The organism is Arthrobacter echini (assembly GCF_004803505.1).
In the GTDB taxonomy this organism is placed as follows: Bacteria; Actinomycetota; Actinomycetes; order Actinomycetales; family Micrococcaceae; genus Arthrobacter_D; species Arthrobacter_D echini.
The window spans coordinates 16,086-42,462 of the sequence record NZ_SSWH01000005.1; the positions used below are offsets into that span (position 1 = coordinate 16,086).

A 26,377-nucleotide genomic window follows, 5' to 3' on the forward strand; every position below is an offset into this window, starting at 1 on the left:
AGCGGACGGCCGATCGCCTTCCACCAACCCCTCGCCGGTGGCCCAGGCGATGCCTCTCATCCAGCGCCCGTTCGATCCGCCCGAGCGCCGGGACACGCGGCCTGAGACGCGTCCCGCCGACGCACTGCCGACCACACCGTACAGCGTTCCGGTATCGGGCCGGTCCAATGCTGCCGCGCGCAGCATGCTGCGTCGCCTGGTGCAGGGCGAGGATCCGCCCACGCAGGCGATGACCGTCGTCGAGCGACTCGCGGGCAGCCCCTATGCCGATCCGGCCGTGTACGTCGCCGGTCCTGACGCCAATGCGCGCAAAGCGCTCGATTTCGCCCTCGACCTCGCCGAGGCGATGTTCCGGTTCGGCGCCGGCGCCCTCCAGGTCGAGACCAGCATCATCGCCGTGATGGCCGCCTTCGGCCTGGACGGCGTCGAGGTGGACATCACGAACCAGTCGGTGGTGATCAACTACTCGACCAAGGACCAGACGCCGACGACGGTCCTGCGGGTGGTGCGGTCCTGGACCGACAATTACGCGGGCCTGACGAACATCCATCGGCTCGTGTCCGACATCGCCGCAGGAGGCGTGTCCCGGACGGAGGCCGTACAGCGTCTCGACGACATCCTGCGCCGGCCCAAGCCCTTTCCCCGCTGGATGGTGACGGCCGCGTTCGGCGTCTTCTCGGCGGCGATCGTGGGGGTGGTCGGTGGTACGCCGCTCGGATCTTTGATCGGCCTCGTCAGCTGCATCCTGATCGATCTGGTGAGCCGCAAGCTCGGCCAATGGCGGGTTCCGGAGGTGTTCGCCGTGTCGATCTCCGCGGGCATCGTCACCTTCATCGCGATGTTCGTCTGGTGGCTGGACGCGCCCGTCGCTCCGGCGCTCGTCGTCGTGGGCGGCATCCTGTTGCTCCTGCCCACGGGCAGGCTCGTCTCGGCCACGCAGGACGCGATCAACGGGTTCCCTGTCACTGCGGCCGGGCGGTACCTGTCGGCAGGACTCGTCTTCGCGGCCCTGGTCGCGGGAATCGCCGTCGCGCTCATCGCCGGCACTGCACTCGGCGTGCCGGAGCTCGACGTGCTGGAATCGAGCGGCAGTCAGTACCCGTGGCCGGTGGTCTGCATCCTCGTCTTCGTCGCCGTCGCCATGATCTGCATCGCCGAGCAGACCGCCCCGAAGATGATCATCCCGACGTCCCTGGTGGCCGTGGCCGGGTATCTCGTGTTCATCAGCGCCACGGCTACGGGGGTCGGTTACCGGCTGGCTCCGGCACTGGCAGCCATCGTCATCGGCGCACTCGCTCGGGTCGTCGCGCTCCGGATGCGGGCGACCCAGCTGGTGGTCGCCGTCCCCGCACTCCTGTTCCTGTATCCCGGGCTGGCGATCTTCCGGGCCATGTACGATCTCACGATCGAGGCGGAGGTGGTCTCGACCGGCGTCGTCGGACTCTTCAACGCCTCGACCGTGGTGCTGGGCATCGCTGTGGGAGTGGTGCTCGGGGACAACCTGGTCAGGCCGTTCACGAGGAGGTTCAGCTCCGACGAGCAGCAGCGGAACCGTCGACGGTAGGGCGCCTCACTCAGGAGGAATCGCGCATCCTAGCCGGACCCGTGGTCCGCGCCCAGTCGATGGGCGCGGAGCCCTGCTGGACGAGCAGCTCGTTCACGCGGCTGAACGGCCGCGAACCGAAGAATCCGCGGGATGCGGAGAGCGGACTGGGATGGGCGGACTCCACCGTGGGCGTGGTGCCGAGGAGTGGCTTCAGCCGCAGCGCGTCCTTGCCCCAGAGGATGCTCACGAGTGGGCCGCCGCGGGCGACGAGAGCACGGATGGCGGCGTCCGTCACCTGTTCCCAGCCGAGTCCCCGATGCGAGGCGGCTTCCCCGGCGCGCACCGTCAGAACCCTGTTCAGCAGCAGTACGCCCTGGTTCTCCCACCCGGAGAGGTCCCCTGTCGCCGGCGGCGCGATCGAGAGGTCCGCGGCGAGTTCCCGGTAGATGTTCGCGAGGCTCCGTGGCACGGGCCGCGTGGCCGGGTCGACGGCGAAGCTCAGGCCCACGGCGTGCCCGATGGTCGGGTAGGGATCCTGACCGACGATGACGACCCGTACGCTCTGAAGAGGTGTCTCGAAGGCGCGGAGAATACGCCCGGTCTCGGGCAGGATCCTGGCCCCGGCGTCGAGGTCAGCGGCGAGGCTCGTCGCGAGCCGGTGCAGTACGGGTTCGACCGGTTTGAGGCCGGCCACCCAGTCCGCCGGGACGAGCTCCTCGATCCCGGTGGGAGCGGCGAACGGGAAGGCGGATTCGCTGGGCGAGGTCGCTGTCCCCCGACCGGCGCCGGTCGGGGTCGGGGGCAGGTCGAAGAGAGCGTCCTCGTGCATCATGGTCCCATTCTCACCTCCCACGTGCGGCTCCTGACAGCGGGGGGAGAGCGAATGACACCGGTGTCATCCGGCACTAGGATGGATACCTGCGCCGGCCGGAGGGAGGGTGGACGTGGACGAATCAGCCCACAGCGGGAACGAGACCCGCGAGGAGCAGGACGGCAAACCGGTCCTCGGGGACCGCGAGCAACGCATGCTTGCGCTGGAGCGCGAGTGGTGGAAGTACTCGGGGGCCAAGGAACAGGCCATTCGTGAGCTGTTCACCATGTCGGCCACCCACTACTACCAGGTGCTCAACGCCCTCATCGACACCGAGGCCGCGCTGGCCCACGACCCCATGCTCGTGAAACGGCTCAGGCGCCTGCGGTCCACGCGTCAGAAGGCACGCTCCGCACGCCGCCTCGGCGCCGAGATCTAGCGGGCAGGCACCCCTGGGCAGGTTGCACTCAGTGGGTGGGAGTGCTAATTATTGACTTAGCACTCGCACGCACAGACTGCTAAAGCTGGACGTGTCGGGTGAAGCAGGCAAGCCTCCGTGGTGGGGGTGGGGCATGGACGTGAAAGAGATCGTCCATCCGCTGCCCGGCCGTCGCGGGCACCACACGCAGGCAAGCGCAGATGCAATCGTCCCCGAAAGGACCTACGCCACCATGGCCAAGATCATTTCTTTTGATGAAGAGGCCCGCCGCGGCCTCGAGCGAGGCCTCAACATCCTCGCTGACGCCGTCAAGGTAACCCTCGGCCCCCGTGGCCGGAACGTGGTGCTCGAGAAGAAGTGGGGCGCTCCCACCATCACGAACGACGGCGTCTCGATCGCCAAGGAGATCGAGCTCGACGATCCGTTCGAGAAGATCGGCGCCGAGCTCGTGAAGGAGGTCGCCAAGAAGACCGACGACGTCGCAGGCGACGGCACCACCACCGCGACCGTCCTCGCCCAGGCGCTCGTCAAGGAGGGCCTGCGCAACGTCGCGGCCGGAGCGGATCCGCTGAGCCTCAAGCGCGGCATCGAGAAGGCCGTCTCCGCGGTCACCGATGAGCTGCTCTCCTCGGCCAAGGAGATCGAGACCAAGGAGCAGATCGCTGCTACCGCGTCCATCTCCGCCGGTGACAAGCAGATCGGCGACCTGATCGCCGAGGCCCTCGACAAGGTCGGCAAGGAAGGCGTCATCACGGTCGAGGAGTCGAACACCTTCGGCCTCGAGCTCGAACTCACCGAGGGTATGCGCTTCGACAAGGGCTACATCTCGGGCTACTTCGTCACGGACGCAGAGCGCCAGGAGACGGTCCTCGAGGATCCGTACATCCTGATCGTCAACTCCAAGATCAGCAATGTGAAGGACCTCGTCGCGGTCCTGGAGAAGGTCATGCAGTCCGGCAAGCCGCTGCTGATCATCGCCGAGGACATCGAGGGTGAGGCACTGGCAACCCTGGTCGTCAACAAGATCCGCGGTACGTTCAAGTCCGTCGCCGTGAAGGCTCCTGGCTTCGGCGACCGCCGCAAGGCCCAGCTGGCAGACATCGCCATCCTCACGGGTGGACAGGTCATCGCCGAGGAGGTCGGGCTCAAGCTCGAGACCGCGACCCTTGATCTGCTCGGTACCGCCCGCAAGGTGGTCGTGACGAAGGACGAGACCACGATCGTCGAAGGTGCCGGCGAAGCCGATGCCATCGCCGGACGCGTGGCCCAGATCCGCGCCGAGATCGACAACTCCGACTCGGACTACGACCGAGAGAAGCTGCAGGAGCGCCTGGCCAAGCTGGCCGGCGGCGTTGCGGTCATCAAGGCCGGTGCCGCGACGGAGGTCGAGCTCAAGGAGCGCAAGCACCGCATCGAGGACGCCGTGCGCAACGCGAAGGCCGCCGTCGAGGAAGGCATCGTCGCCGGTGGTGGCGTTGCCCTCATCCAGGCCGGCCTGAAGGCGTTCGCCTCGCTGGACCTCTCGGGTGACGAGGCGACGGGCGCGAACATCGTACGTGTGGCCATCGACGCACCCCTCAAGCAGATCGCCTTCAACGCCGGCCTCGAGCCAGGCGTCGTCGTCGACAAGGTCCGCGGACTGCCCGCCGGTCACGGCCTCAATGCCGCGACCGGGGACTACGAGGACCTGCTCGCCGCAGGCGTCAACGACCCGGTGAAGGTCACTCGTTCGGCCCTGCAGAACGCAGCGTCGATCGCCGGACTCTTCCTCACCACGGAGGCCGTCGTGGCCGACAAGCCTGAGAAGGCTGCACCTGCCGGCGGCGGCGGAGACGACATGGGCGGCATGGGCGGGATGGGCGGCTTCTAGCCACCCGCGTCCGCAGCACCACCGTGGACCGGCAGATCCACGATAGGTCGACTGCACGATAGGTCGACTGCACGATAGGTCGACAGGGGCGGCACTCCCTTCCGGGAGTGCCGCCCCTGTGCGTGCGAGCAGGACCACCCGTCAGCTCATGAACATGCGGGCATTGCTCTGCTCGGCATCGGCGTACTGCTGGGTGGCGACATTGAGGGCCTCGTTGATGCCCGTGAGCGACTCCTCGACCTGCTGCTGGGTGGCCCGCCACTGCACGATCAGCTGCTGGAAGTTCGTGGCGGCCTGCCCGGTCCACAGCCCCTCCAGCTCGCGCAGCCCCGCCTGCATGGAATTGACCTCGGCCTGCAGGCGCGAGATGGTGCCCTGGACCTGGCTGCTCTTGGCCGCCAGGCTGTCGGTGTCTACGTTGAAGAATGCCATGCTGGACTCCCGTGTACTAGCGCTTCGTTGACCTTCCCGACGCTAGGTCACCGGCTCGCTTCCTCAGCGGCCGTCCCCACGTTTGTGGACAACGGGTCGCTCCGGGGGCGGCTGTGGAGGAGTGATGCCCGAGAGCCTGCGGCCCTCCCCCGCGAGGTCCTCGCCGGCCGTGCCGCCGTCGTCCTCCTGATGATTCTCCTCCCGGGTCTCGGGTGGGGCGTGGGGCAGACGGATGGAGAGGGTCGCGCCACCACCGGGCGTATCGTCCAGGTGCACCGTTCCCTCGTGCTGGGCGACGAGAGCAGCGACGATGGCCAGGCCCAGGCCCGTCCCACCGGTCTCCCTGTCACGCGACGAATCCGCCCGGTAGAAGCGTTGGAAGACCCGGTCGGCATCCTCCGCCGAGATGCCGGGCCCGTGATCTCGGACCTGGAGGACGGAGTGGTTGCGCCCCTCCCCGGAGGATTCGACGCCGACGGCGATCTCGATCGGCGAACCTTCCGGCGTGTAGCGCAGGGCGTTGGTGATGAGATTGGCGACGACCTGCCGCAGGCGTGCTTCGTCGCCGGTCGTCGGCGCCGACCGCGGAGCGCCACCGTCGAGGCCGATCACGGAGATCTCGCGGTCCTGCGCGGTTGCCCGCGCGTCGAAGGCCGCGTCGAAGCCGAGAACCCTCAGGTCCACCGGTCCGGCCTCGAGCGGACGCTGTTCGTCGATCCTCGCCAGCGTGAGCAGGTCCTCGACCAGCTGACCCATCCGGATGGCCTCGCTCTCGATCCTGCCCATCGCGGCAGCGACGTCCTCCTGCTGCTGCAGGGCTCCGTGACGATAGAGTTCCGAGTAGCCCCGGATGGTGACCAGCGGGGTGCGCAGCTCGTGCGAGGCGTCGGCGACGAAGCGCCGCATCTTCGCCTCCGACGCCGTCCTCGCGGCGAACGCGCTCTCGATGTGCGCCAGCATGGCATTCAGCGAGCGCGAGAGCCGGCCGATCTCCGTTGCCGGACGCTCGATGGCCACACGCCGGGTGAGATCGCCGCCGGCTATGGCTGCCGCCGTCCGCTCGACCCTGGCCAGCGGGGCGAACTGGCGCGTCACCGCGATGAAGGCGATCAGCGAGGCCAGCGCGGTCGTGATCAGACCTGCGGTGAAGATGACCTCCGTGGCTTCCTGCACCGACTCGTTCACCGTGTTCAGCCGGGTGGCGATGAGCAGGTAGCCCTCGCCGTTGGTGAACCTGAGGATCTTCGCTCGCCACTCCTGTGCACCCGGTCCTTCGCCGGGCAGGGTGACTCCGGCCCCGTTGAGTTCGGCGATGCGCCCGGTCGTCAGCCCCGAGAGATCGGGGACACCGGTGGATTCCGCGGCCTGATTGGCTCTGTAGGCGTTCCCCTCGGCGTCGAGCAGTGCCGCGTAGTAGCGCAGCGCGACGCCCTGGGTCGGCTCCTGCTGCAGGAAGATGCTCCGGGCGACATCAGATGCGTTGTTCGACAGCTCGATGTCCACCCGGTCCACCAGGCCATCGCGCAGCAGTGACACCGTTGCCAGCCCGGTGACCCCGACCGTGACGATCATGAGCGCCATGATGATCGCGACGAGCTGCGAGCGGAGGGACGCCGCGTTCCAGCGCGTGGTCACCGGGACCGTGCTACCGCTTGTCGGCGGTGCGGAGCAGGTATCCCACGCCGCGCTTGGTCTGGATCAGGGCCGCGGAATCCGTCGTCCGGTCGATCTTCCGGCGCAGGTAGGAGATGTAGGACTCCACGATCGAGGCATCCCCGTTGAAGTCGTACTCCCAGACGTGGTCCAGGATCTGCGCCTTGGACAGGACGCGGTTCGGATTGAGCATGAGATAGCGCAGCAGTTTGAACTCGGTGGGGGACAGGTCGATGGTCTCACCGCCGCGGCGGACCTCGTGCGCGTCGTCGTCGAGTTCGAGGTCGTCCACGCGGATCACGGAGTCGTCGTCCTCGATCGGGTGCGTACGGCGCAGGACCGCACGGATGCGGGCCACGACCTCGTCGAGGCTGAAGGGCTTGGTGACGTAGTCGTCACCGCCGACCGTCAGTCCCGTCACCTTGTCCTCGGTGTCGTCCCGGGCCGTCAGGAAGACCACGGGGAAGTGGCGTCCGGCCGCGCGCAGCCGGCGCGTGACGGTGAAGCCGTCCATGTCCGGCAGCATGACGTCCAGGACGGCGAGATCCGGGTTGTGGGTCTCCGCGGCTGCAAGGGCGTCGCGGCCGTTCCCGGCGGCGACGACGTCGAAGCCCGCGAATCGCAGGGACGTCGAGAGCAGTTCGCGGATGTTCGGTTCGTCGTCGACGACCAGTAGCTTCGCTTCGGGGCCAGTTTTCTTCACAGCACCAGTATCCGCGATAGTGCTGTGAACGGGCTGGTGCGACCCTGGGAACTTCCTGATCAATCGCTGGGTCTGGCGTCCCCGATCCCGGCAGCGTCGATCCCGGCAGCGTCGAGAACGCGGTAGGCGTATCCCTGCTCCGCGAGGAAGCGCTGACGTCGCGCCGCGTACTCCTGGTCCAGGGTGTCCCGCGCGATGACCGTGTAGAAGCGTGCGGCCCGTCCGTCGGCCTTGGGCCGCAGGAGCCGGCCGAGGCGCTGGGCCTCCTCCTGACGGGATCCGAACGATCCCGAGACCTGGATGGCGACGGCGGCGCCGGGCAGGTCGATCGAGAAGTTCGCGACCTTCGACACGACGAGGACCTGGAGCTCGCCGGCACGGAACGCGTCGAAGAGCCGCTGCCGCTCCTTCACGGAGGTCTCGCCCTTGATCACGGGTGCCTCGAGCCGGCGCGCGAGATCGTCGAGCTGGTCGATGTACTGGCCGATCACGAGCAACTGCTCGCCGCGGTGCGCGGCCACGAGTTTCTCCACCACGGCGGATTTCGTCTCCGACGTCGAGCACAGGCGGTACTTGTCGGCGTCGTCGGCCATGGCGTACGCGACGCGCTCGTCCCGCGGGAGGTCCACCCTGACCTCGACGCAGTCCGCCGGGGCGATGTAGCCCTGGGCCTCGATGTCCTTCCACGGTGCGTCGTAGCGTTTCGGCCCGATCAGGGAGAACACCTCGTCCTCACGGCCGTCCTCGCGGACGAGCGTGGCGGTGAGCCCCAGCCGGCGCCGGGCCTAGAGCTCGGCCGTCATCTTGAAGACGGGCGCGGGGAGCAGATGGACCTCGTCGTACACGATCAGCCCCCAGTCGTCGGCGTCGAGCAGTTCCAGATGCGGGTAGAGCCCGCCGCGCCTGGTCGTGAGCACCTGGTAGGTGGCGATCGTGACGGGCCGGACCTGCTTGACGGCGCCGGAGTACTCGCCGATCTCGTCCTCCGTCAGCGAGGTGCGGCTGAGCAGTTCCTGCTTCCACTGGCGCGCCGAGACCGTATTGGTCACGAGGATCAGCGTGGTGGTCTGGCTCGTGGCCATCGCCGCAGCGCCGACGAGTGTCTTACCGGCGCCGCAGGGCAGCACGACGACGCCCGAGCCGCCGGACCAGAAGTTCTGCACGGCCAGCTGCTGGTAGGGGCGCAGGCCCCACCCGTCCTCGGTGAGCACGATCGGATGGGGTCGACCGTCCACGTACCCGGCGAGATCCTCTGCTGGCCAGCCGAGCTTGAGCAGAAGCTGCTTGAGAGCGCCCCGCTGCGAGGAGTGCACCACCACGGTCTCCGCGTCGATCCTGGGCCCGAGCAGGGGCTGGATCTTCCTCGCGTGCAGGACCTCCTCGAGCACGGGGTAGTCCGTGGTCCGCAGCACGAGCCCGTGGCGCGGATCCTTCTCGAGACGGAGCCGGCCGTACCGGGACATCGTGTCCTCGATGTCCACCAGGAGGGTGTGCGGGACGGGGAACCGCGAGTAGGCCAGGAGGGTGTCGAGGACGTGCTCTGCATCCAGTCCGGCGGCGCGCGCATTCCACAGCCCGAGAGGCGTGAGGCGGTAGCTGTGCACGTGTTCGGGCGCTCGCTCGAGTTCGGCGAAGGCGGCGATCGCATGGCGCGCCTGCTCTGCCTGCTCGTGGTCCACCTCGAGCAGGATGGTCTTGTCGCTCTGGACGATCAACGGGCCATCAACCATCAGCAGGGCTCCCTTCCAGGATCTCGACGTCCATGATGCGGTGCACCGATACCACCTTCTCCACCTGCCGCTGAGGGTCGAACACCCTCAGCCGCCCACCCGAGACCGAGAGGGGCACCAGGACCTGCAGTTCGTGGTTGCCCCGGCTGTCCGCCGTTCCGAGGCGGACCCGGCGTCGTGAGCGGATGGCGGACCGCAAGGTCTCGAGCCCCACGACGACGTCCTCTGCGGGCGCCGCACCCTCGCCGGGGCCGCGCCGGGACGAGCGCAGTGAGGTCAGCTGGTGCGCGATCTCCTCCTCGCCGACGGACCACGGATCCAGCCGCGCCCTGAGCCGGTCCGCAGGCATCAGCACGGATGCGGTCGAGTCCGGCTCGCGCACGGGCGTGCTCTCCGCAGCGGGGGCAGTCTCGATCGCGGGGGCGAATCCGAGATCGCGCAGCAGGGTCGTCAGCTCCTGGGGCGATCCGGGCGAGACCAGCACGGTGGGTGCGAGCTGGTGGACACCGATGCGTGCTGCTCGGGGGTCCGCGAGGACAGCTGCCACGATGGCCTCGTCCTCGATGCGCACGTAGCTCCCGGCACGTCCCACCTGCATACCCCTGTGGCGGGATGCGGTGTCCTCGATGAGGTAGGTCAGCGCCTGCGGAACAGCCGTGGCGGCATGCCTGCCCAGGAAGGCGATGATCGATGCCGCGTCCTCACCGGCATCGAGGGCGGAGCGGATGGAGTCGGCGGAGAACCGGTAGATGGTGGCCGGGCCCTGGCCCTCGGGCGTCGCCACGCGCAGCAGCGCCCGAGCGAGCCCGGGCTGGAGATAGCCGGGCGCGACGGCGGTGAGATCGGCCTGCAGCACCACGTGGGCCACGGGTTCGGGCAGGGCCGAGCCGACCCCGTGCGCTGCCTCGTCGAACCTGCCCTCGGCGATCGCTCGCCCGGCGTCCGTCAGCGCTCCGCCGCCGGTCAGGCCGAGGGCTGCCGCTTCGCCGAGCATCCCCGGCAGCAGCCGCGTCAGACGTCTGGTCAGGCGTGGTTGGTACCAGGTGGCCAGGGCAATCACGCGAGCTTCGGTGAGAACAGGGACAGAGGCAGAGCCGGAGCCGGCCGGCGGATCGTCGGCAGGAGCCTCCTCGACGGGGTCGGACGCGCTCAGCGCCACAGTGACGGCCAGCATCCGCCGTCGGACCATCGGTGCGTCAGGTCGTGAGGCCCCGGCTGCGAGTGCATTGATCGATGTTCCGTCGGGGAGGGAGGAACCCACCAGGGCGGGCGCGCGGTCGAGGGTGAGCCAGCCCTGCACGAGCAGGAGCCACTGCGCGCCCCGATCGAGCCTCTCCCAGGCGTCGCGGTGCGCGGTCTTCCAGCGCGAATCGTCCGGGTCGAGGGCGAGGAGCCCGACGGCGGCGGTGAGTTCCAGCAGCCAGGCCGCTTCCGCGTCGCCGACGGCCAGGCGCTCCCGGACGCGTTTGAGTTCACGAACTCCCACGCCGCCCGAGCGCAGCGTGGTCACCGGAGAGGCGGAGACGGTGGCGAGGAGTGCCGATACCAGTCGCAGTGTCTCGGCGATGGCGCTCAGGGCCGCGTTGTCCCGCAGGGTGATGCGCGTGGTCCGGTCCACCGCGACCGGTGGGGTCGATTCGAGAGAGGTGAAGACAGCGTGGTCCCGGAGAGCGATCCCCACACTGCGTGGCAGCTCCACGTGGACGGCGTCCAGCGGTGCGAGCAGACATCGATCGACGAGCCACTGCACCGCCGACGCAGTACCGGCGCCACCTGCCGCGGCTGTCGAGCCGACGGGCGCAGCACGCAGCCGGGAGAGGACGGCACCGGCGCCCTCGGGAGCTGAGGACATGAGCCGGTCCCAGAGCGCGGGGTCCTGCATCACGTTCTCGAGGACGCCTGCGGCAGCTGTGCGGGTCAGCGTTCGCGTGGCCACTGCCGGATCGACGAGTGCCGCCGCCCGGATCAGGGCCGCGCCGTAGCGTGGAAGGGAGCCGGCGAGGGTCGTCAGGGACCGGCCGAGGCCCGCCGGGTAGGGGCCGAGTACCTCGGGAAGCGCTCCGACGGGCGTGAAACCCTCCCGCCCGGAGCCGACGATCAGCACGCGCTCGAGAAGGGGTGCCACCAGCGCTTCGAGGGGGTGGGGGAGCCCGTCCGCGAAGGCCCCCTCCAGTCGTTCCAGGGTGACGGGGCCGTCGTCGTCCCCGTCCAGGACCACCACTGCCTCGAGGAGCTGGAGCTGGGGGCGCGTGACGTTCTCGACGGCCCGCTGGAGACCCACGCGGCTCGAGGCCCGTGCCGCGAGCGCCGCGAAGTCCCGCACCGGCGGAAGGATGAGATCGGGCCGTGCGGTGAAGAGTCCGCGCAGCTCGCCGTCACCCATGCCGGCCAGCTGGTGTGCCAGTGCTCGGATCTCGGACATCGGCCCAAGGGTACCCGTCACCTCTGACAGCACCGGGTGACCGGACGCCAGGGGGATCGGATCCTCCTGGTCAGCTCCTCCGCCGGGAGATGGCGGACAGGAGGATCAGCGAGCACATCAGCACGAAGGCGATCGGCAGGAAGAAGTAGCTGACCAGGACGAAGCCGGGCCAGATGGTCCAGTCGAAGAAGGCGGAGACGAGGATCGCCGCGAGGGAGGCCAGCCCGATCACGGCGAATCCGACGGCGCAGACCATCAGCACGAATCGGGCGCGCTTCGGCCGGTCGGCGGACTCTGGGGCGGTCGGTGGCAGGGGCTCGTCCGGGAAGCGGGGAGCGGATTCGTCGGGGATCATAGCCGTCCCAGCCTACAAGGGCGCAGGACCATGACGGCCGTGGTAAGGCGATAGCCTAGGAGTTGCGGACCTTCCGGGCTGTGGCCGCGAGCCCGGCGAGCGGAAGGTACCCGCACAACCCGGAACCATGACCGGAGGTGAGGGCTGCCTTCCGGTACAGCTGAGAAGAGGTAACGACGTGCCTACCGGCAAAGTGAAGTGGTTCGACGCGGACAAGGGATTCGGCTTCCTGACCGCTGACGACGGCAAGGAGGTCTTCCTGCACGCCTCGGCCCTCCCCTCCGGGGTGACCGAGGTGAAGGTGGGGACCAAGCTCGAGTTCGGCGTCGCCGATGGTCGGCGCGGGCTGCAGGCGCTGTCCGCCCGCATCCTCGAGGAGGCCCCCTCGGTGGTCAGGAGCACCCGCAAACCCGCCGACGACATGGCCGCCATCACGGAGGATCTCATCAAACTCCTCGACGGCGTCTCCAACGGCCTGCGCAAGGGCCGCTACCCCGAGAAGGGCCAGGCCTCCAAGGTCGCCGCGGTCCTCAGGGCGGTAGCCGACGACCTCGACGCGTAGGCTGCGATCATGACCCCGAGCGACCTGCAGACACCCGAGGAAGCACCCTCCGACGCGGCGACGGCGGAGGAAGCGACGGCAGAGGTTGCTGACGCCGCCGCGCCGGGCACGAGCGACGTCCTCGCGCCCGTCACAGGGCGGAAGCCCCGGGCGTCGCGTCGTATCCCGAAGTCCGACGCCGTCCTGGAGGCCGCCGTGGAGCGGGCACGCCAGGGGATACTCGAGATCGCGCCCGAGTCGCAGATCGGTCGGCACGTCTCGGCCGTGGTGGAGGGGGAGCGGCTCGTCACGCACCGGTTCGAGGCATTCCTGCCCGGCTACGGCGGCTGGCAGTGGTACGCCAGCCTGGCCCGGGTGCCGCGCGGCAAGGAGGCGAGCGTCTGCGAGGTGGGACTGCTGCCGTCGGAGACATCCCTGAGGGCGCCCGACTGGGTGCCGTGGTCCGAGCGGGTCCGTCCCGAGGACCACGAGCAGGAGGACGGTGCAGCTGCGACGGCACCTGCACCCGCGGCAGCTCCCGTTCCGGAGACCGGAGCGGGACCGGGGACGACCGGGGACGACGCGGAGCAGCCCGACGCCCCATGAGGGGCCGTAGGTGCGGTGGACAGGCATGAACACCTTCAGGTCGCTCCGACTCCACAACTATCGGCTCTGGTTCGTGGGAGCGCTGATCTCCAACATCGGCACCTGGATGCAGCGGACCGCCCAGGACTGGCTCGTGTACGACATCCTGACAGAGCAGAACGCCTCGGCCCTCGGGATCGTCCTCGCCCTGCAGCTCGGGCCGCAGCTGGTGATCGCCCCCTGGGCCGGGCTGATCGCCGACAGTGTGGACCGCCGCCGGCTGCTCGCCATCACGCAGATCGTCATGGCGCTGCTGGGTGTGGGCCTAGGGATCATGGTGCTGCTCGACATCGCCGTGCTCTGGCACGTCTACGCCTTCGCCCTGGCGCTCGGAGTCGTCTCGGCCTTCGACGCCCCGGCCCGCCAGGCGTTCGTGTCCGAGCTGGTGCGCGAGGACTACCTGCCCAACGCCGTGGCCCTGAACAGTGCCTCCTTCAACGGAGCCCGTCTGATCGGGCCTGCGATAGCGGGTCTGCTCACAGCGGGCGTCGGGCCGGGCTGGGTCTTCATCATCAACGCGCTGACCTTCGGCGCCATGGTCTGGGTGCTGGTCGTCATGCGCACCTCGGAGTTGAACGAGCAGCCCTTCTCGGCTCCGGGGCGGGGCCGGATCCGCGCCGGGTTCCGCTACGTACGCCGGCGTCCCGACATCATGATGGTGCTGCTCGCCATCTTCATCGTGGGCACCTTCGGGCTCAACTTCGCCGTGTACATCGCCGCGATGGCACGCACGGAGTTCGGGCAGGGCGCAGGGGTCTTCGGCGTGCTGTCCTCCGTGATGGCCGTGGGCTCGATCGCCGGTGCCCTGCTGTCCGCCCGGCGCGATCGCCCGCGGCTGCGTTTCGTGTTCGGTGCGTCCGCAGCTTTCGGACTGGCGTGCATCCTGGCGGCCCTCGCACCGACGCTCTGGCTCTTCGGGCTGGCACTGATCCCCGTGGGCCTGTTCGCCCTGACGCTCATGACCAGCGCCAACGCCTACGTGCAGACGACCACGGAGCCCGCGATGCGCGGGCGCGTCATGTCGCTGTACTTCGCCATCTTCCTGGGCGGGACACCCCTCGGCGCGCCCGTGGTGGGCTGGGTGTCCGATGCCTTCGGCCCGCGCTGGAGTCTCGGCGTCGCCGCGGCGTCGGGCATCATCGCGGCCGGGGCCGGCCTGTTCTGGGCCTGGAAGTACCACGACGTGCGCCTGCACTATCACCGCACGGGACCTCGCCGGCTCCGCTTCGATCTCGGGACCGATCCCGTGGACGGCGCGCCCTGAGCCATCGGCTCGGTTCCCGGGGCACTCAGCGGAGCTCTGCCACCACGAAGTCGATGCACGCGAGCAGGGCGGAGACGTCGTCGGGTTCGATCGCCACGAAGGTGGCGATCCGCAGCTGGTTGCGCCCGAGCTTCCGGTACGGCTCGACGTCGACGATCCCGTTGGCGCGGAGCACTGCCGCCACGCGCGCGGCGTCCACGGTATCGCTGAGGTCGATCGTGACGATCACGGTCGAGCGGTCCGCGGGCCTGGGGACGAACGGGCTCGCGATCGCGGAATCCTCGGCCCAGCTGTAGACCCGGTGCGCGGACTCGGCGGTGCGGGCGGAGGCGAAGGCGAGGCCACCCTGTTCGTTGAGCCATCGGAGCTGGGCCTCGAGCAGCACGAGCGTCGACAGCGCCGGCGTGTTGTAGGTCTGGTCGAGGCGCGAGTTGTCTATGGCCGTCCGCAGGTTCAGGAAATCCGGGATCCAGCGCTCGCCGGCGTCCACGCGGGCGGCGCGCTCGAGCGCCGCGGGGGAGAAGAGGCCGAGCCACAGGCCGCCGTCCGAGGCGAAGTTCTTCTGCGGCGCGAAGTAGTAGACATCGGTCTCGGCGACGTCGACGTCGAGTCCTCCGGCGGCTGAGGTCGCATCGATGAGGACCAGGGCGTCCTCATCGGCGCCGTCGACCCGCCTGACCGGTGCCGCGACGCCCGTGGAGGTCTCGTTCTGCGGCCAGGCGTAGCAGTCGACGCCGGCTTCGGCCACGGGCTCCGCGCGCGTCCCCGGCTCGGCGGTGATGACCGTCGAGGTCTCGAGGAACGGTGCCCGCGTGGTGGCGGCGGCGAACTTCGAGCCGAACTCCCCGAACGAGAGATGCTGTGCCTTGCGCTCGATGAGCCCGAAGGCCGCCACGTCCCAGAACGCCGTGGACCCGCCGACGCCGAGGATCACCTCGTAGCCGTCGGGAGCCTCGAAGAACACGCGCAGGCCCTCGCGGACCCGGCCCACCAGGTTCCGCACGGGCGCCTGGCGGTGCGACGTCCCGAGGAGCGAGGTGCCGGCCGCTGCCAGCGCGTCGAGCTGTGCACTGCGGATCTTCGAGGGACCGGCGCCGAAGCGTCCGTCCGAGGGCAGGAGGTGTCCGGGAATGCGGGGAAGCTCGCTCATGGGTGTTCCAACTGGTCGACGGCGGGTATCGGATCCATTCTCTCCCGGCGGAGACCGTCCGCGTGCAGTGCCGGTTGCCGGTGGTCGTCCACCCGGCGGGGTGCCCTCACCGGGTGGATTGCCGGGCCCGTCGGCCCATGGACTAATCTTGGGAAGCGGCGCCCGAGCGCGCGGTGACGGCCGCAGCGCGAGAACTCTCATGAGGATTCACAGACGCGCACCCGCACTGCACCAAGGAGCTGAACCGCATGACGGACCTCATCGACACGACCGAGATGTACCTGCGGACCATCCTCGAACTGGAGGAGGAGAACATCGTGGCCCTGCGGGCGCGGATCGCCGAGCGGCTGCGGCACTCCGGTCCCACCGTCTCCCAGACCATCGGGCGCATGGAGCGCGACGGCCTCGTCGTCGTCTCCGGCGACCGGCATCTCGAGCTCACCGAGGCCGGGCGTGACCGCGCCACCGGAGTGATGCGCAAGCACAGGTTGGCGGAACGGCTCCTGAGCGACGTGATCGGGCTCGACTGGGCATACGTGCACGACGAGGCGTGCCGCTGGGAGCACGTGATGAGCGAGCGGGTGGAGCGCCGGCTGTACGAGTTGCTCGGCAAGCCCTCCGAGTCTCCCTACGGCAACCCGATCCCGGGTCTCGGCGCTATCGGCGGCACCGACTCCGGTCTGTTCACCGACGGGGTCATCACGCTGCTCTCCGCGATGGACGGCTATACACCAGAGGACCGGGTCATCCTGGTGCGTCTGGCCGAACCGATCCAGGTGGATCCGGAACTGCTCGCGCAGCTCGACGAGGGTGGTCTGCGGCCAGGGGCGCACCTGGACCTCGAGTCGGTGGGCGACTACGTCTCGGTCCGGGTCCCCGGGGTCGAGGGTGCGCTGGAACTACCCCCCGAAGTGGCATCGCACATCTTCGTGTCGGTCTCCGACTGAGCCGGTCCCGGAGCGGTCCGCACGGCTGACGACCGCCGGCGATCACATCGGATTCGCGGAGGACCGGTCTCCGGTCTACCCTTGCACTGTCAATCCGAAGTACTTGTCCCTTCCCCGGGATGGCACCCGGTTACGGGGAGCAGGTCGGCAATGAGGCCAACACATGCGCACTCTTGTTCTGAATGCAGGGTATGAACCGCTGGCGGTGATCACATTCCGCCGGGCACTGGTGCTTGTGCTCACGGGGAAGGCGAGCGTCATCGCCGAGGACGAGGATCCCGTCGTCGGTCCCACCGAGACCCTCGGCAGACCGTCGGTGATCCTCCTCAACCGCTACGTGAAGATCCCGTACCGGCAGGATCACACGGCCACACGGCGCGGAGTCCTGCGGCGGGACAACCACGTGTGTGCCTATTGCGGGAAGAGCGCCTCGACCATCGACCATGTCATGCCGCGCTGCCGCGGTGGCGGGGACACCTGGGAGAATCTCGTGGCGTGCTGCCTGACGTGCAACAACGCCAAAGGTGACAGGACCCTCGGCAGCCTCGGGTGGCAGTTGAGGATCAGGCCCCTTCCCCCGCGAGGTCCCCAGTGGCAGATCCGGGAGCTGGAGAAGCCCGCCCCGCAGTGGAGCGAGTTCCTCACGGAGAACGCTGCGTGAGCGCAGCCGACGTGCGCTTCGACGCCGTCGTCCTCGCGGGCGGCCGCTCCTCACGGCTCGGCGGGATCCCCAAGGCAGGGCTCGTACTCGGCGGACGGACCCTGCTCGAACGCTGCTGCGCTGCACTCGCCGGTGCACAGCGCCTCGTCGTCGTCGGCCCCGAACCCGAGCCCGGCACACGACGTCACCTGGCAGGGCGACCGTCGTTCGTGCGGGAGGAGCCGCCCTTCGCCGGGCCGGCAGCCGCCGTCGTCGCCGGATTCGGGACCATCACGGACCCGGCGCCGTGGTGCGCTGTCATGGCCTGCGACATGCCGCGTGTGGATGAACTCCTGACCGTGCTGCTGGAGGCGTCGCGGCAGGACGGGCGGGCGTCTCTCGTGCCGGTGGACGGCGGGCGTGACCAGCCGCTCGCCGCGCTCTACCGCAGCGAGGACCTGGGTCTGGCCATCGACTCGGTCCTGGCCCGCGGGGCCGTCGAGAACATCTCCATGCGGAACCTCCTTGCTAGTGTGAGGACCAGAGTCGTCCCGGTTCCGCCGGGCGTGACGCACGACGTCGACACCCCCGAAGATGCTCGAGAGCTGGGGATCGACGTCCCCTGAGACTGCCTGGAGGGCCCATGGACGATCGCCAGAAACTGCTGCACGACTGGACGGAGAGGCTGCTCGCAGCCCTCGAGCTCGAGGGCACCGCCGTCGACGTCGACTCCGTCCTCGGGTTGGCGGGACGCGCAGCGCATTCGGTGGTGCGTCCTGCAGCGCCACTGACGACGTTCGTGGTCGGCTACGCGGCCGGCATCGCCGTCGGAACGGGCCAGGCGGAGGAGAAGGTCGCCATGCGATCGGCGACGGCGGTGGCGGACGCGCTGTGCGCGGACGCCGCGACGGAGCGGAGTGCCGAGTGAGCGAGGCCACGGATCCCCGGAACCTCGACTGGGAGAGGGCCCGGACGCTCGCGCACGGAGCAGCGCATCCGCTGCCGTACCAGACGGTCACGCTGGCCGACGCCCTGGGCAGGACACTCGCCGAACCCGTGCACGCGTTGCAGGACATCCCGCACTACGCCTCGTCCGCGATGGACGGCTGGGCGGTGAACGGGCAGCCGCCCTGGACGCTGGTCAGCCACGCGGAGCCGGAGGAGCACCGCTGGGGCAGGCCCTCGCCACACGCCGATTCCGGCGAGGTGGCACTGGCACCGGGCGAGGCGACGTTCATCCTCACGGGCGGGGTGGTACCGGAGAACACCGAGGGGATCCTGCGTACCGAGCACGGCCTGGTGCGCGGCGATCTGCTCGACCGCAACGAGGACGCCCGGGCCGGGGAGCCATCCCCACGGGAGCACATCAGACCGGCGGGGGAGGAGGCGGGGAAGGGCTCCGAGGCCATCCGCGCGGGCGTGGTGCTGAACCCGGCGCAGATCGCGCTCGCAGCCGTCTGCGGGCACGACACGCTCACCGTCCTCCGGGCCCCGCGTGTCTCACTGCTGATGACCGGTGACGAGGTGATCGAGCAGGGGCTGCCGCACCCGGGCCAGGTACGCGACACGTTCGGACCGCAGTTGCCGGGCTTCGTCTCGATGCTCGGTGGTCATGTCGACGTCGCGGGACGGGCGAAGGACGATCTCGAGGACGTGATCGCCGCCATCAGCGCGGAGCCGACCGACGAGTTCTCCCTGGCCAGGGCCTCCGGTGACGTCCTGATCACCACGGGCGGCACAGGCAGCTCCTCGGCCGACCACATCCGCCGGGCCCTGGTGGAACTCGACGCCGAACTGATCATCGACGGCATCGCCATGCGTCCCGGGCACCCGACCCTCCTGGCACGACTGCAGGACGGCCGATTCCTCGTGGGACTCCCCGGCAACCCGCTGGCCGCCATGATGGCCATGCTCACCGTTGCGGGCCCCCTGATCGCGGGACTCCGTGGCTCCGCGCTCGCGGCCCCCTCCCGGGTCCTCAGCGGAGAGGCGTTCGAGCCACTGCCCGGACGCAGCAGACTCGTGCCCTACCGGCTCACCGCCGGGCGCGCGATGCCGAGCACGCATCAGCGCTCCGGCATGCTCAGCGGTCTGGCCGGAGCCGATGGCGTCATGGTGATTCCCGGGGAGGGTTGCGCCGCCGGAGACGAGCTCGCCGCGATGGCTCTGCCGTGGGTGACCGGCTGAGGGGTGCACCGCACTGCTGCGGCCGATCCGTTACCGGTCAGGCCGGAACCACTTCGATGACGGCGAACTGCTTCGATGCCTCGAAGGCGTCCGAACCCCCGCTGTCCCGGGCAGCCGCCTCATAGGTCATGACGCCGTAGGTCCGTGCTTCGAGGTCCGGTGCGACGGCGATCCTGAAGCTGTAGTTGCCGTCGGCGTCGGCGACGGCCGTCTGGTCCTCCATGACGAAGACATCGCTGCGGTAGTAGCCGAAGGTGATGATGATCTCCTGCCCGGGTTCGTACCCGCTGCCGACGACGGTGAACGCTCCCCCTTGCGGGACCGAAGTGCTCGGACCGCCGAAGCCCGGCGTCGTCGGAACGATGACGCTCTCCGGCTCGACCGGCACCGCAGGCTCTGCCGGAGTCTGCTCGGCGGGGACCGGCGCCGGTGAGGCGGGTGCCTGGCTCGGAGCAGGCTCCTGCGGAGGCGCCGTCCCGGGCGCGGGGGTGTTCTCGGGCGCAGGGACGGGCGGTTGCGTCGACGGAGCCGGTGACGGCGCGGACGAGGTGGACGACGTCGACGCCGTTGTCGGAGCCGGCGATGGCGCGGCAGTGGTTTCCGCAGTGGTTTCCGCAGTGGTTTCGGCAGGGGTACTGGACGAGGCCACGCCGGCGGCCCGCGTAGCGCCGGCGTCGGATTCGGTGGGGGTGTTCGTGCAGCCCGCGACGAGCGCGGCGATGGTGGCGAGGACAATGATGGACGGCAGCTTGGGCACGGGCCTGATTTCCTGTGTGAGAAGGGCTGTGGGCGAGGAATCGCCGAGCAGGAACCCTGCCGTGCTGCATCCCCCGTCTCGGACATTACTGGCAACCCGGCCTGACGATCGCATCGACCCCGCACTGTTCGCAAACCGTTATGCAGTGATACCCGGTGAGCCCGCGGCGTGGCTGGCGCGCCGCTGGTTCTCGGATCGATCCGAGACGGACACGGTCGTGTCGGCGGTCAACTAATCTTGGACCAGGAGCCGAACCGCGGGTCGGATGAAGTGGGCCGAACGAAGGAGCACGCATGAACAGGGTCACGCAGCGGCGGCGCATCACGAAGTTCCGCATCGGTGGGCAGACAGGACGCCGCGAGGATGTCCTGGCGGGGGAGGAACCCCTGGAGATCCGTCTCGGTGGCAGCGCCTTCACGGTGACCATGCGGACGCCGGGGGACGACTTCGACCTCGTTGCCGGATTCCTCGTCTCGGAGGGCGTGATCTGGGAGCCCGGACAGCTCCCGAGCCTGCGCTACTGCGCGGGCGTGGACGACGACGGCCGTCAGACCTTCAATGTGGTCGAGGCCCAGCTGCGACCGGGAGTGGAACTGCCCGATACCGCCATGGAGCGTCACGTCTACACCTCGAGCTCGTGCGGTATCTGCGGGACGGCGTCGATCGACGCCGTCAGGAAGTCCTCCCGTTTCGATCTTGCGGACGATACCGCGCAGATCGACCTCGACGTGCTGGCAGGGCTGCCCGATCGCCTGCGCGAGAGCCAGAAGCTGTTCGACCGCACGGGTGGCGTGCATGCGGCCGGTCTCTTCACGCGCGAGGGCGAGCTCCTGTGCCTCCGCGAGGACGTCGGACGGCACAACGCCGTCGACAAGGTGGTGGGCTGGGCGCTGAGGGAGGGCATGCTGCCGCTGCGCGGAACCATCCTGCAGGTCTCGGGGCGTGCCTCCTTCGAGCTCGTGCAGAAGGCGCAGCTCGCGGGCATCCCGACCCTGGCAGCTGTCAGTGCGCCGTCGTCGCTCGCGGCGGATCTCGCCGACGACTCCGGTCTCACGCTCGTGGGCTTCAGCCGTGGGGCATCGCTGAACTGCTACTCCCACCCGGACCGCATCGCCGCCTAGCGGTATCGCACGTAGCTGTATCGACAGTCGAGGTGTCCAGCACTAGAAGGGGTTGAGCAGACGGTCCACGAAGCGGCGCGTGCGTTCGTGCCGGGGATTGCGCAGCACCTGGTCGGGGTGGCCGTGCTCGACGACGACGCCGTCGTCCATGAAGACCACCTCGTCGGCGACCTCGCGGGCGAAGGCCAGCTCGTGCGTGACGATCACCATGGTCCAGTCCTCCTCCGCGAGTTCCTTGATGACCGTCAGGACCTCCCCGACCAACTCGGGATCGAGGGCGGAGGTCGGCTCGTCGAACAGGAGCAGATCGGGCTGCAGTGCCAGCGCCCGGACGATCCCGACGCGCTGCTGCTGCCCTCCGGAGAGGTTGAACGGGTGATCGTCGCGCTTGTCAGCGAGTCCGACGCGCGCCAGGAGCCGCTCCGCGTTCGCGATGGCCTCCCGGCGTGGTTGCTTCTGCACCTGGACGGGACCTTCGACGACGTTCTCGAGCACCGTCATGTGCGGGAAGAGGTTGTACGTCTGGAACACCATGGCACTGCGATCACGCAGTGACAGCGCGTCCTTCTTCGAGACCTTCGGGCCGAAGTCGAGCGCGGGCCCACCGCGGAAGGCTACCGTGCCGCCGTCGGGCGTCTCCAGTCCGTTGAGGCAGCGCAGCACCGTGGTCTTCCCCGACCCCGAGGGGCCCACGAGCGCCACCACCAGACCGCTGTCGATGCTCAGGTCGATGGATTTCAGCACCTGATTGGACCCGAAGGACTTCTGCAGGGCTGTGGCTCTCAGGAGGGGGTCAGCGGGCGACATAGCGGTCCAATCTCTTCTCGAGCGCGGACTGACCGACGGACAGGACGAGGCAGAAGACCCAGTAGATCGCGGCGGCCTCGATGTACACCACCATGAACTGCTGCGAGAAGGCCGCGATCTGCTGTGCCTCGCGGAACAGTTCACCGACGAGGATCAGTGAGGCGAGCGAGGTGTCCTTGACGAGGCTGATGAACGTATTGGACAGCGGCGGCACGGAAACCCGGGCCGCCTGCGGCAGGATCACCCGGCGCAGCGTGAGCGTGCGCGACATGCCGATGGTGTGTCCCGCCTCCCACTGGCCCTTCGGCACCGAGAGGATTGCGGCCCGCAGGATCTCGGCGGCGTAGCCCGCCACATTGAGCGAGAAGGCGATGATGGCACTGGGCCAGGGATCGATGGTCACCCCGAGCGATGGGAGCCCGTAGAAGATCACGAACAGCTGCACCAGTAGGGGAGTACCCCGGATGACCGAGACGTAGAAGCGGGCGATCGCCGAGAGCACCGGTTGCCCGCTGATGCGCATGAGGGCGATCACCAGGGCCAGCAGCAGTCCGAGCGCGAAGGAGGCGAGCGCCAGCGGGATGGTGGCCGTGAGGCCGCCGGAAAGCATGGGCCAGAAGGAGGAAAGCACCAGGTCCCAGTCCATCAGTCAGCTCCTCAAGCCTCGGTCGCCCCGAGCGGGGGCCACATTCTCACCCTAGCGGCAGGCTCACTCGGTGACGTCGGAGCCGAAGTACTTCTGCGAGATCTCCGCCAGCGTGCCCTCGGCGCGCAGCTCGTCGAGGGCCGTGTCGATCGCGTCGACGAGTTCGGTGCTGCCCTTCCGGGCGGCGACGGCGCTCATCGAGTTCTCCTCCGTGGTGGCCGCGATCTTGATGCCCTCGTTGTTGTTCGTGTTCTGGTAGTCGAGATACGTCAGTTCGTCGTTGATGGTCGCGTCGACGCGGCCCTGCTCGAGGAGCGTGACGGACTGCGCCCACCCCTCGACCGGCTCCACGTTCGCGCCGCTCTCGGTGGCGAGCTCGTACCAGTTGCTCGTCAGGGACTGCGCGGTGGTCCTGCCGTCGAGGTCCTCGAACGAGGTGATGTCACTGTTGTCCGCTGCGGTCACGATCACGCCGGAGCTGACGGTGTAGGGCTCGGAGAAGTCGTAGGCCTCGATGCGGTCCTCGGTCATGGTGACCTGGTTGGCGATGACATCGAAGCGACCGGCCTCCAGCCCGGCGAAGATGGCGTCCCACTGCGTCTCCTCGAACTCCGCCTCGACGCCCATCCTGTCGGCGACGGCCTCGATGACCTCGACGTCGTACCCCGTCAGCTCTCCGCTGCCGCCCTCATGGAAGCTGAAGGGCCGGTAGGTGCCCTCGGTCCCGACGGTCAGGACGCCGGAGTCCTGGACCTCCTGGAGCGTGGTGGGCGCGGCCGCGCTGGCGGAGCCGGAGGCATCGGGCGAGTCCGCGGTGTCCGACGTCGAGCAGCCCGCGAGGGCCAGCGTGAGCGCGGCAGCGGCACCGAGGATGGACAGGCGGTGATTCATGGCAATGATTCCTTCTCGTGGTGGCTGACGTCGAACACTACCGAGGTCAACACCGGAGGGACTATTCATTGTTCCGCAGTGTTGCGCGGGGCTGCCAGACTTGTGGGGGCACATTCGTGCGCACCACCGGGAGGAATCACCATGTCCATGGAAGGCGCAGCCTGGAGCTCGCTGTACAAGATCTCGTCGGCGAAGGACCGCAGGCAGGGCTTCTCGCGGGAGACGGTGCGGCGCATCCTCACCTTCGCCGTGCCCTACCGGACGATGCTGATCCTCTTCATCGTCCTGTCCATCGCCGGTGCCTTCCTGGCGGTGGCGACGCCGGTCCTCGCCGGGCAGGTGGTGGACGTCATCGTGGCCGGCGGCGAGGTACGCACGGTCGTCTGGCTCGCCGTCCTCATTGCACTTGTGGCCGTGGCCGACGCGGCGGTGTCCCTGGTGACCCGCTGGTACTCCGCGCGGATCGGTGAGGGCGTCATCCTGGATCTCCGTACCGCCGTCTTCGACCACGTCCAGAAGATGCCGATCGCCTTCTTCACCCGCACCCGTACCGGCGCCCTGGTGAGCCGGCTGAACAACGACGTCATCGGTGCGCAGCAGGCCTTCAGCGGAACGCTCTCCGGAGTGGTCACGAACGTCGTCGCCCTGGCGCTGACGCTGATCGTCATGCTGAGTACCTCGTGGCTCGTGACGGTGCTCGCCGTGATCATGCTCCCCATCTTCCTGATCCCCGCCCGCCGGATGGGCGGACGCCTCGCCGCGCTCCGCCGCGAGGCCGCGGACCACAACTCGGCGATGAGCACGCAGATGACGGAGCGCTTCTCGGCACCGGGGGCCACGCTGGTCAAGCTCTTCGGCCGTCCCGACGAGGAAGCCGAGGAGTTCCGCCTCCGCGCCTCCCGCGTGCGCGACATCGGAGTGCGGACGGCGATGCTGCAGTTCGTCTTCTTCACCGCCCTGATGCTCGTCTCGGCGCTCGCGCTCGCCCTGGTCTACGGCCTCGGTGGCTTCCTGGCGCTCGCCGGGCAGCTCGACACCGGCGAGGTCGTCACGCTCGCGCTGCTGCTCACACGTCTCTACGCACCGCTGACCAGTCTGGCGAACGCCCGCGTGGAGATCATGAGCGCGATCGTCAGCTTCGAGCGCGTGTTCGAGGTCCTCGATCTCGAGCCGCTCATCCAGGAGAAGCCCGACGCCGGTACCGTGCCCGCCGGACCGGTGTCCGTGGAGTTCGACGACGTGCGATTCGCCTACCCGTCGGCCGACAAGGTGTCCCTGGCGTCCCTCGAGGAGGTCTCGACGCTCGACACCCGAGGCGGGGAGGAGGTGCTCCACGGGGTGTCCTTCCGGATCGAACCCGGTCAGACCGTGGCGCTCGTGGGGACATCGGGCGCCGGTAAGTCGACGATCGCCCAGCTCGTCGCCCGGTTGTACGACGTCGACAGCGGCGCCGTACGCCTCGGTGGGACGGACGTGCGCGACGTGACCTTCGCCTCGATGCGCCACACGCTCGGGATGGTGACGCAGGACGGCCACCTGTTCCACGAGACGATCCTCTCCAATCTCCGCCTCGCCAGGCCGGAGGCCACGCTGGACGAGGTGTGGGACGCCGTTCGACGTGCGCGCCTGGAACCTCTCCTGCGGTCACTGCCTGATCAGCTGGACACCATGGTGGGCGAGCGCGGGTACCGGCTCTCGGGCGGTGAGCGCCAGCGCATGACGATCGCGCGCCTCCTGCTCGCCCAGCCGCGCGTGGTCATCCTCGACGAGGCGACGGCTGCATTGGACTCGACGTCGGAGGCAGCGGTCCAGGCGGCGCTGACCGAAGCGCTCGAGGGTCGCACCGCGATGGTCATAGCCCACCGGTTGTCCACCATCCGCAGCGCGGACCTGATCCTCGTGGTGGAGGACGGCTCCATCGTGGAACGCGGAACCCACGACGAGCTCCTGGCGGCCGGTGGGCGCTACGAGGAACTCCACCGCACGCAGTTCGCGGTCAGGAAGGTCGTGGCGGCCGGTGAGTAGCCGGGATCCCTCCCCGACCGGCGTCGTGCCTGTGGTGCCCCTGGCCGGAATCGAACCGACGACCTTCCCTTTAGGAGAGGGACGCTCTATCCTACTGAGCTACAGAGGCTCGAACACGTCACAGACCGCGTTCGGCGGTACCAGCCTACCTGTTCGGGGCGCCGCTGTTCTCCCTCGTTCCCGGTGACCCCCTGCGTCCCGGGCTGAAGACCGAGATCCCACCGGCCCCCAGGCTCACGACCAGCAGGACCCAGCGCAGAACGGTCAGGGTCGAGGCCAGCGCCACGGCACCGGGCTCGGGAGAGGACTGGGCCAGGGCGGTGTCGATGGCGATGTTCTCCCAGAGGTCGACGACGACGAACAGGATCACCGGGCTCCACAGCACCCAGCGAAGCCGGCGGCGCCCGGTATTGAGCTGGATCAGCAGCAGCCAGGCGAACGCGAAGATCAGCGGGAAGAGCGTCCCCGCGGTCTTGTGCAGATAGCTCAACTGGCCGCGGGCGTCGTCGTCCATCGCCCCGCGCAGGCGCTGGACGTACTCGGTGTCGTACCCGCCCACCATCATGTCGGGCATCGCCAGGCCGTCCGAGAGCTGGGTCATCTGCCCGAGCGCGAGCAGGTGGAAGTACCAGAAGAGGAACACAGCGGCAACAGCGGCGGCGATGATCACGAGGCTGCCGTTGGAGCGCTGCCTGTCCGGCAGGACGGTCGCCGGGCTCGCCGGAGGTGGGGGAACTCCCGTGGAGTGCTTGCGTGCGATCTGCGCTCGTGTCCTGGCCACGTCTCCAGTATGGA

General features: G+C 69.0%; 25 protein-coding genes, 1 tRNA gene and 1 pseudogene. 13 read left to right on the forward strand and 14 right to left on the reverse strand.

Features of this window, described 5'->3' with window-relative positions; genetic code table 11:
- Window positions 1–49: 49 nt before the first annotated feature.
- On the forward strand, window positions 50–1,564 hold the full coding sequence (locus tag E8P82_RS06930) for a threonine/serine exporter family protein (protein ID WP_136453780.1): 1,515 nt from the start codon (window positions 50–52) through the stop codon (window positions 1,562–1,564).
- 10 nt (window positions 1,565–1,574) lie between these two features.
- Here E8P82_RS06930 and E8P82_RS06935 read toward each other — a convergent pair whose 3' ends face one another.
- Window positions 1,575–2,378, reverse strand: coding sequence for a uracil-DNA glycosylase (locus tag E8P82_RS06935; protein WP_425456010.1), 804 nt, complete (start codon window positions 2,376–2,378; stop codon window positions 1,575–1,577).
- A gap of 112 nt (window positions 2,379–2,490) precedes the next feature.
- Here E8P82_RS06935 and E8P82_RS06940 point away from each other — a divergent pair, with 112 nt between their 5' ends.
- Window positions 2,491–2,796: a DUF3263 domain-containing protein gene (locus tag E8P82_RS06940; RefSeq protein ID WP_246021047.1), complete on the forward strand. Its 306-nt coding sequence runs from the start codon at window positions 2,491–2,493 to the stop codon at window positions 2,794–2,796.
- Between the two features lie 232 nt (window positions 2,797–3,028).
- On the forward strand, window positions 3,029–4,666 hold the full coding sequence (groL, locus tag E8P82_RS06945) for a chaperonin GroEL (protein WP_136453781.1): 1,638 nt from the start codon (window positions 3,029–3,031) through the stop codon (window positions 4,664–4,666).
- A gap of 141 nt (window positions 4,667–4,807) precedes the next feature.
- On the opposite strand, the gene E8P82_RS06950 is transcribed toward groL, so the two are convergent.
- The 6 genes and pseudogenes from E8P82_RS06950 to E8P82_RS06975 all read right to left on the reverse strand — a co-directional run bounded on the left by E8P82_RS06950 (window position 4,808) and on the right by E8P82_RS06975 (window position 11,961).
- Window positions 4,808–5,098 (reverse strand): WXG100 family type VII secretion target, encoded by a 291-nt coding sequence (locus E8P82_RS06950; RefSeq protein ID WP_136453782.1) that lies wholly within the window; start codon window positions 5,096–5,098, stop codon window positions 4,808–4,810.
- 63 nt (window positions 5,099–5,161) lie between these two features.
- Window positions 5,162–6,733, reverse strand: a complete 1,572-nt coding sequence (locus tag E8P82_RS06955) for a sensor histidine kinase (protein WP_342773231.1) — start codon at window positions 6,731–6,733, stop codon at window positions 5,162–5,164.
- A 10-nt stretch (window positions 6,734–6,743) separates the two neighbouring features.
- A complete protein-coding gene (locus E8P82_RS06960; RefSeq protein ID WP_136453783.1) occupies window positions 6,744–7,454 on the reverse strand; it encodes a response regulator transcription factor in 711 nt (236 codons plus the stop codon).
- Window positions 7,455–7,513: 59 nt separating this feature from the next.
- A pseudogene (locus E8P82_RS06965) lies at window positions 7,514–9,184 on the reverse strand (DNA repair helicase XPB).
- Entirely contained in the window at window positions 9,177–11,606 is a 2,430-nt protein-coding gene (locus E8P82_RS06970) for a helicase-associated domain-containing protein (protein WP_136453784.1), read from the reverse strand. Before E8P82_RS06970 ends, E8P82_RS06965 begins: the two are co-directional and overlap by 8 nt.
- A 70-nt stretch (window positions 11,607–11,676) precedes the next feature.
- The gene (locus E8P82_RS06975; RefSeq protein ID WP_136453785.1) at window positions 11,677–11,961 is read right to left on the reverse strand and encodes a hypothetical protein; all 285 of its coding nucleotides are present in this window, start codon (window positions 11,959–11,961) and stop codon (window positions 11,677–11,679) included.
- A 178-nt stretch (window positions 11,962–12,139) separates the two neighbouring features.
- On the opposite strand from E8P82_RS06975, the gene E8P82_RS06980 reads away from it, so the two are divergent.
- The 3 genes from E8P82_RS06980 to E8P82_RS06990 are packed head-to-tail and all read left to right on the forward strand — an operon-like array spanning window position 12,140 to window position 14,411.
- On the forward strand, window positions 12,140–12,523 hold the full coding sequence (locus tag E8P82_RS06980; RefSeq protein ID WP_136453786.1) for a cold-shock protein: 384 nt from the start codon (window positions 12,140–12,142) through the stop codon (window positions 12,521–12,523).
- 9 nt (window positions 12,524–12,532) lie between these two features.
- A complete protein-coding gene (locus E8P82_RS06985; protein ID WP_136453787.1) occupies window positions 12,533–13,108 on the forward strand; it encodes a DUF3027 domain-containing protein in 576 nt (191 codons plus the stop codon).
- Window positions 13,109–13,133: 25 nt separating this feature from the next.
- Entirely contained in the window at window positions 13,134–14,411 is a 1,278-nt protein-coding gene (locus E8P82_RS06990) for an MFS transporter (protein ID WP_136453788.1), read from the forward strand.
- Between the two features lie 25 nt (window positions 14,412–14,436).
- On the opposite strand, the gene serC is transcribed toward E8P82_RS06990, so the two are convergent.
- Window positions 14,437–15,561 (reverse strand): phosphoserine transaminase, encoded by a 1,125-nt coding sequence (serC, locus tag E8P82_RS06995; RefSeq protein WP_136453789.1) that lies wholly within the window; start codon window positions 15,559–15,561, stop codon window positions 14,437–14,439.
- A 248-nt stretch (window positions 15,562–15,809) separates the two neighbouring features.
- On the opposite strand from serC, the gene E8P82_RS07000 reads away from it, so the two are divergent.
- The 5 genes from E8P82_RS07000 (at window position 15,810) to E8P82_RS07015 (ending at window position 19,335) form a co-directional block, all read left to right on the forward strand.
- The gene (locus E8P82_RS07000) at window positions 15,810–16,508 is read left to right on the forward strand and encodes an iron-dependent transcriptional repressor DtxR (protein WP_136453790.1); all 699 of its coding nucleotides are present in this window, start codon (window positions 15,810–15,812) and stop codon (window positions 16,506–16,508) included.
- Window positions 16,509–16,671: 163 nt separating this feature from the next.
- The gene (locus E8P82_RS07005; RefSeq protein ID WP_136453791.1) at window positions 16,672–17,169 is read left to right on the forward strand and encodes an HNH endonuclease; all 498 of its coding nucleotides are present in this window, start codon (window positions 16,672–16,674) and stop codon (window positions 17,167–17,169) included.
- The gene (mobA, locus tag E8P82_RS07010) at window positions 17,166–17,774 is read left to right on the forward strand and encodes a molybdenum cofactor guanylyltransferase (RefSeq protein WP_246021049.1); all 609 of its coding nucleotides are present in this window, start codon (window positions 17,166–17,168) and stop codon (window positions 17,772–17,774) included. Before E8P82_RS07005 ends, mobA begins: the two co-directional genes overlap by 4 nt.
- Window positions 17,775–17,791: 17 nt before the next feature.
- Window positions 17,792–18,076 carry a DUF6457 domain-containing protein gene (locus tag E8P82_RS15005; RefSeq protein WP_168796511.1) on the forward strand — a complete coding sequence of 95 codons (285 nt, stop codon included), beginning with the start codon at window positions 17,792–17,794 and terminating at the stop codon, window positions 18,074–18,076.
- Entirely contained in the window at window positions 18,073–19,335 is a 1,263-nt protein-coding gene (locus E8P82_RS07015) for a molybdopterin molybdotransferase MoeA (RefSeq protein ID WP_168796512.1), read from the forward strand. Before E8P82_RS15005 ends, E8P82_RS07015 begins: the two co-directional genes overlap by 4 nt.
- Before the next feature lie 37 nt (window positions 19,336–19,372).
- On the opposite strand, the gene E8P82_RS07020 is transcribed toward E8P82_RS07015, so the two are convergent.
- Window positions 19,373–20,092: an RAD23 family protein gene (locus E8P82_RS07020; RefSeq protein ID WP_136453793.1), complete on the reverse strand. Its 720-nt coding sequence runs from the start codon at window positions 20,090–20,092 to the stop codon at window positions 19,373–19,375.
- Window positions 20,093–20,385: 293 nt separating this feature from the next.
- Here E8P82_RS07020 and fdhD point away from each other — a divergent pair, with 293 nt between their 5' ends.
- Window positions 20,386–21,213: a formate dehydrogenase accessory sulfurtransferase FdhD gene (gene fdhD / locus E8P82_RS07025; RefSeq protein WP_136453794.1), complete on the forward strand. Its 828-nt coding sequence runs from the start codon at window positions 20,386–20,388 to the stop codon at window positions 21,211–21,213.
- Window positions 21,214–21,255: 42 nt separating this feature from the next.
- Here fdhD and E8P82_RS07030 read toward each other — a convergent pair whose 3' ends face one another.
- The 3 genes from E8P82_RS07030 to E8P82_RS07040 all read right to left on the reverse strand — a co-directional run bounded on the left by E8P82_RS07030 (window position 21,256) and on the right by E8P82_RS07040 (window position 23,557).
- On the reverse strand, window positions 21,256–22,020 hold the full coding sequence (locus E8P82_RS07030; RefSeq protein ID WP_136453795.1) for an amino acid ABC transporter ATP-binding protein: 765 nt from the start codon (window positions 22,018–22,020) through the stop codon (window positions 21,256–21,258).
- Window positions 22,007–22,666: an amino acid ABC transporter permease gene (locus E8P82_RS07035; RefSeq protein ID WP_136453796.1), complete on the reverse strand. Its 660-nt coding sequence runs from the start codon at window positions 22,664–22,666 to the stop codon at window positions 22,007–22,009. Before E8P82_RS07035 ends, E8P82_RS07030 begins: the two co-directional genes overlap by 14 nt.
- Before the next feature lie 63 nt (window positions 22,667–22,729).
- Entirely contained in the window at window positions 22,730–23,557 is an 828-nt protein-coding gene (locus tag E8P82_RS07040) for an amino acid ABC transporter substrate-binding protein (RefSeq protein ID WP_136453797.1), read from the reverse strand.
- A gap of 141 nt (window positions 23,558–23,698) precedes the next feature.
- On the opposite strand from E8P82_RS07040, the gene E8P82_RS07045 reads away from it, so the two are divergent.
- Entirely contained in the window at window positions 23,699–25,582 is a 1,884-nt protein-coding gene (locus E8P82_RS07045) for an ABC transporter ATP-binding protein (RefSeq protein WP_136453798.1), read from the forward strand.
- 32 nt (window positions 25,583–25,614) lie between these two features.
- Here the strand turns inward: E8P82_RS07045 and E8P82_RS07050 are convergent.
- Window positions 25,615–25,691 (reverse strand) — tRNA-Arg (locus tag E8P82_RS07050).
- Between the two features lie 36 nt (window positions 25,692–25,727).
- On the reverse strand, window positions 25,728–26,363 hold the full coding sequence (locus tag E8P82_RS07055) for a hypothetical protein (protein WP_136453799.1): 636 nt from the start codon (window positions 26,361–26,363) through the stop codon (window positions 25,728–25,730).
- Window positions 26,364–26,377: the final 14 nt, after the last annotated feature.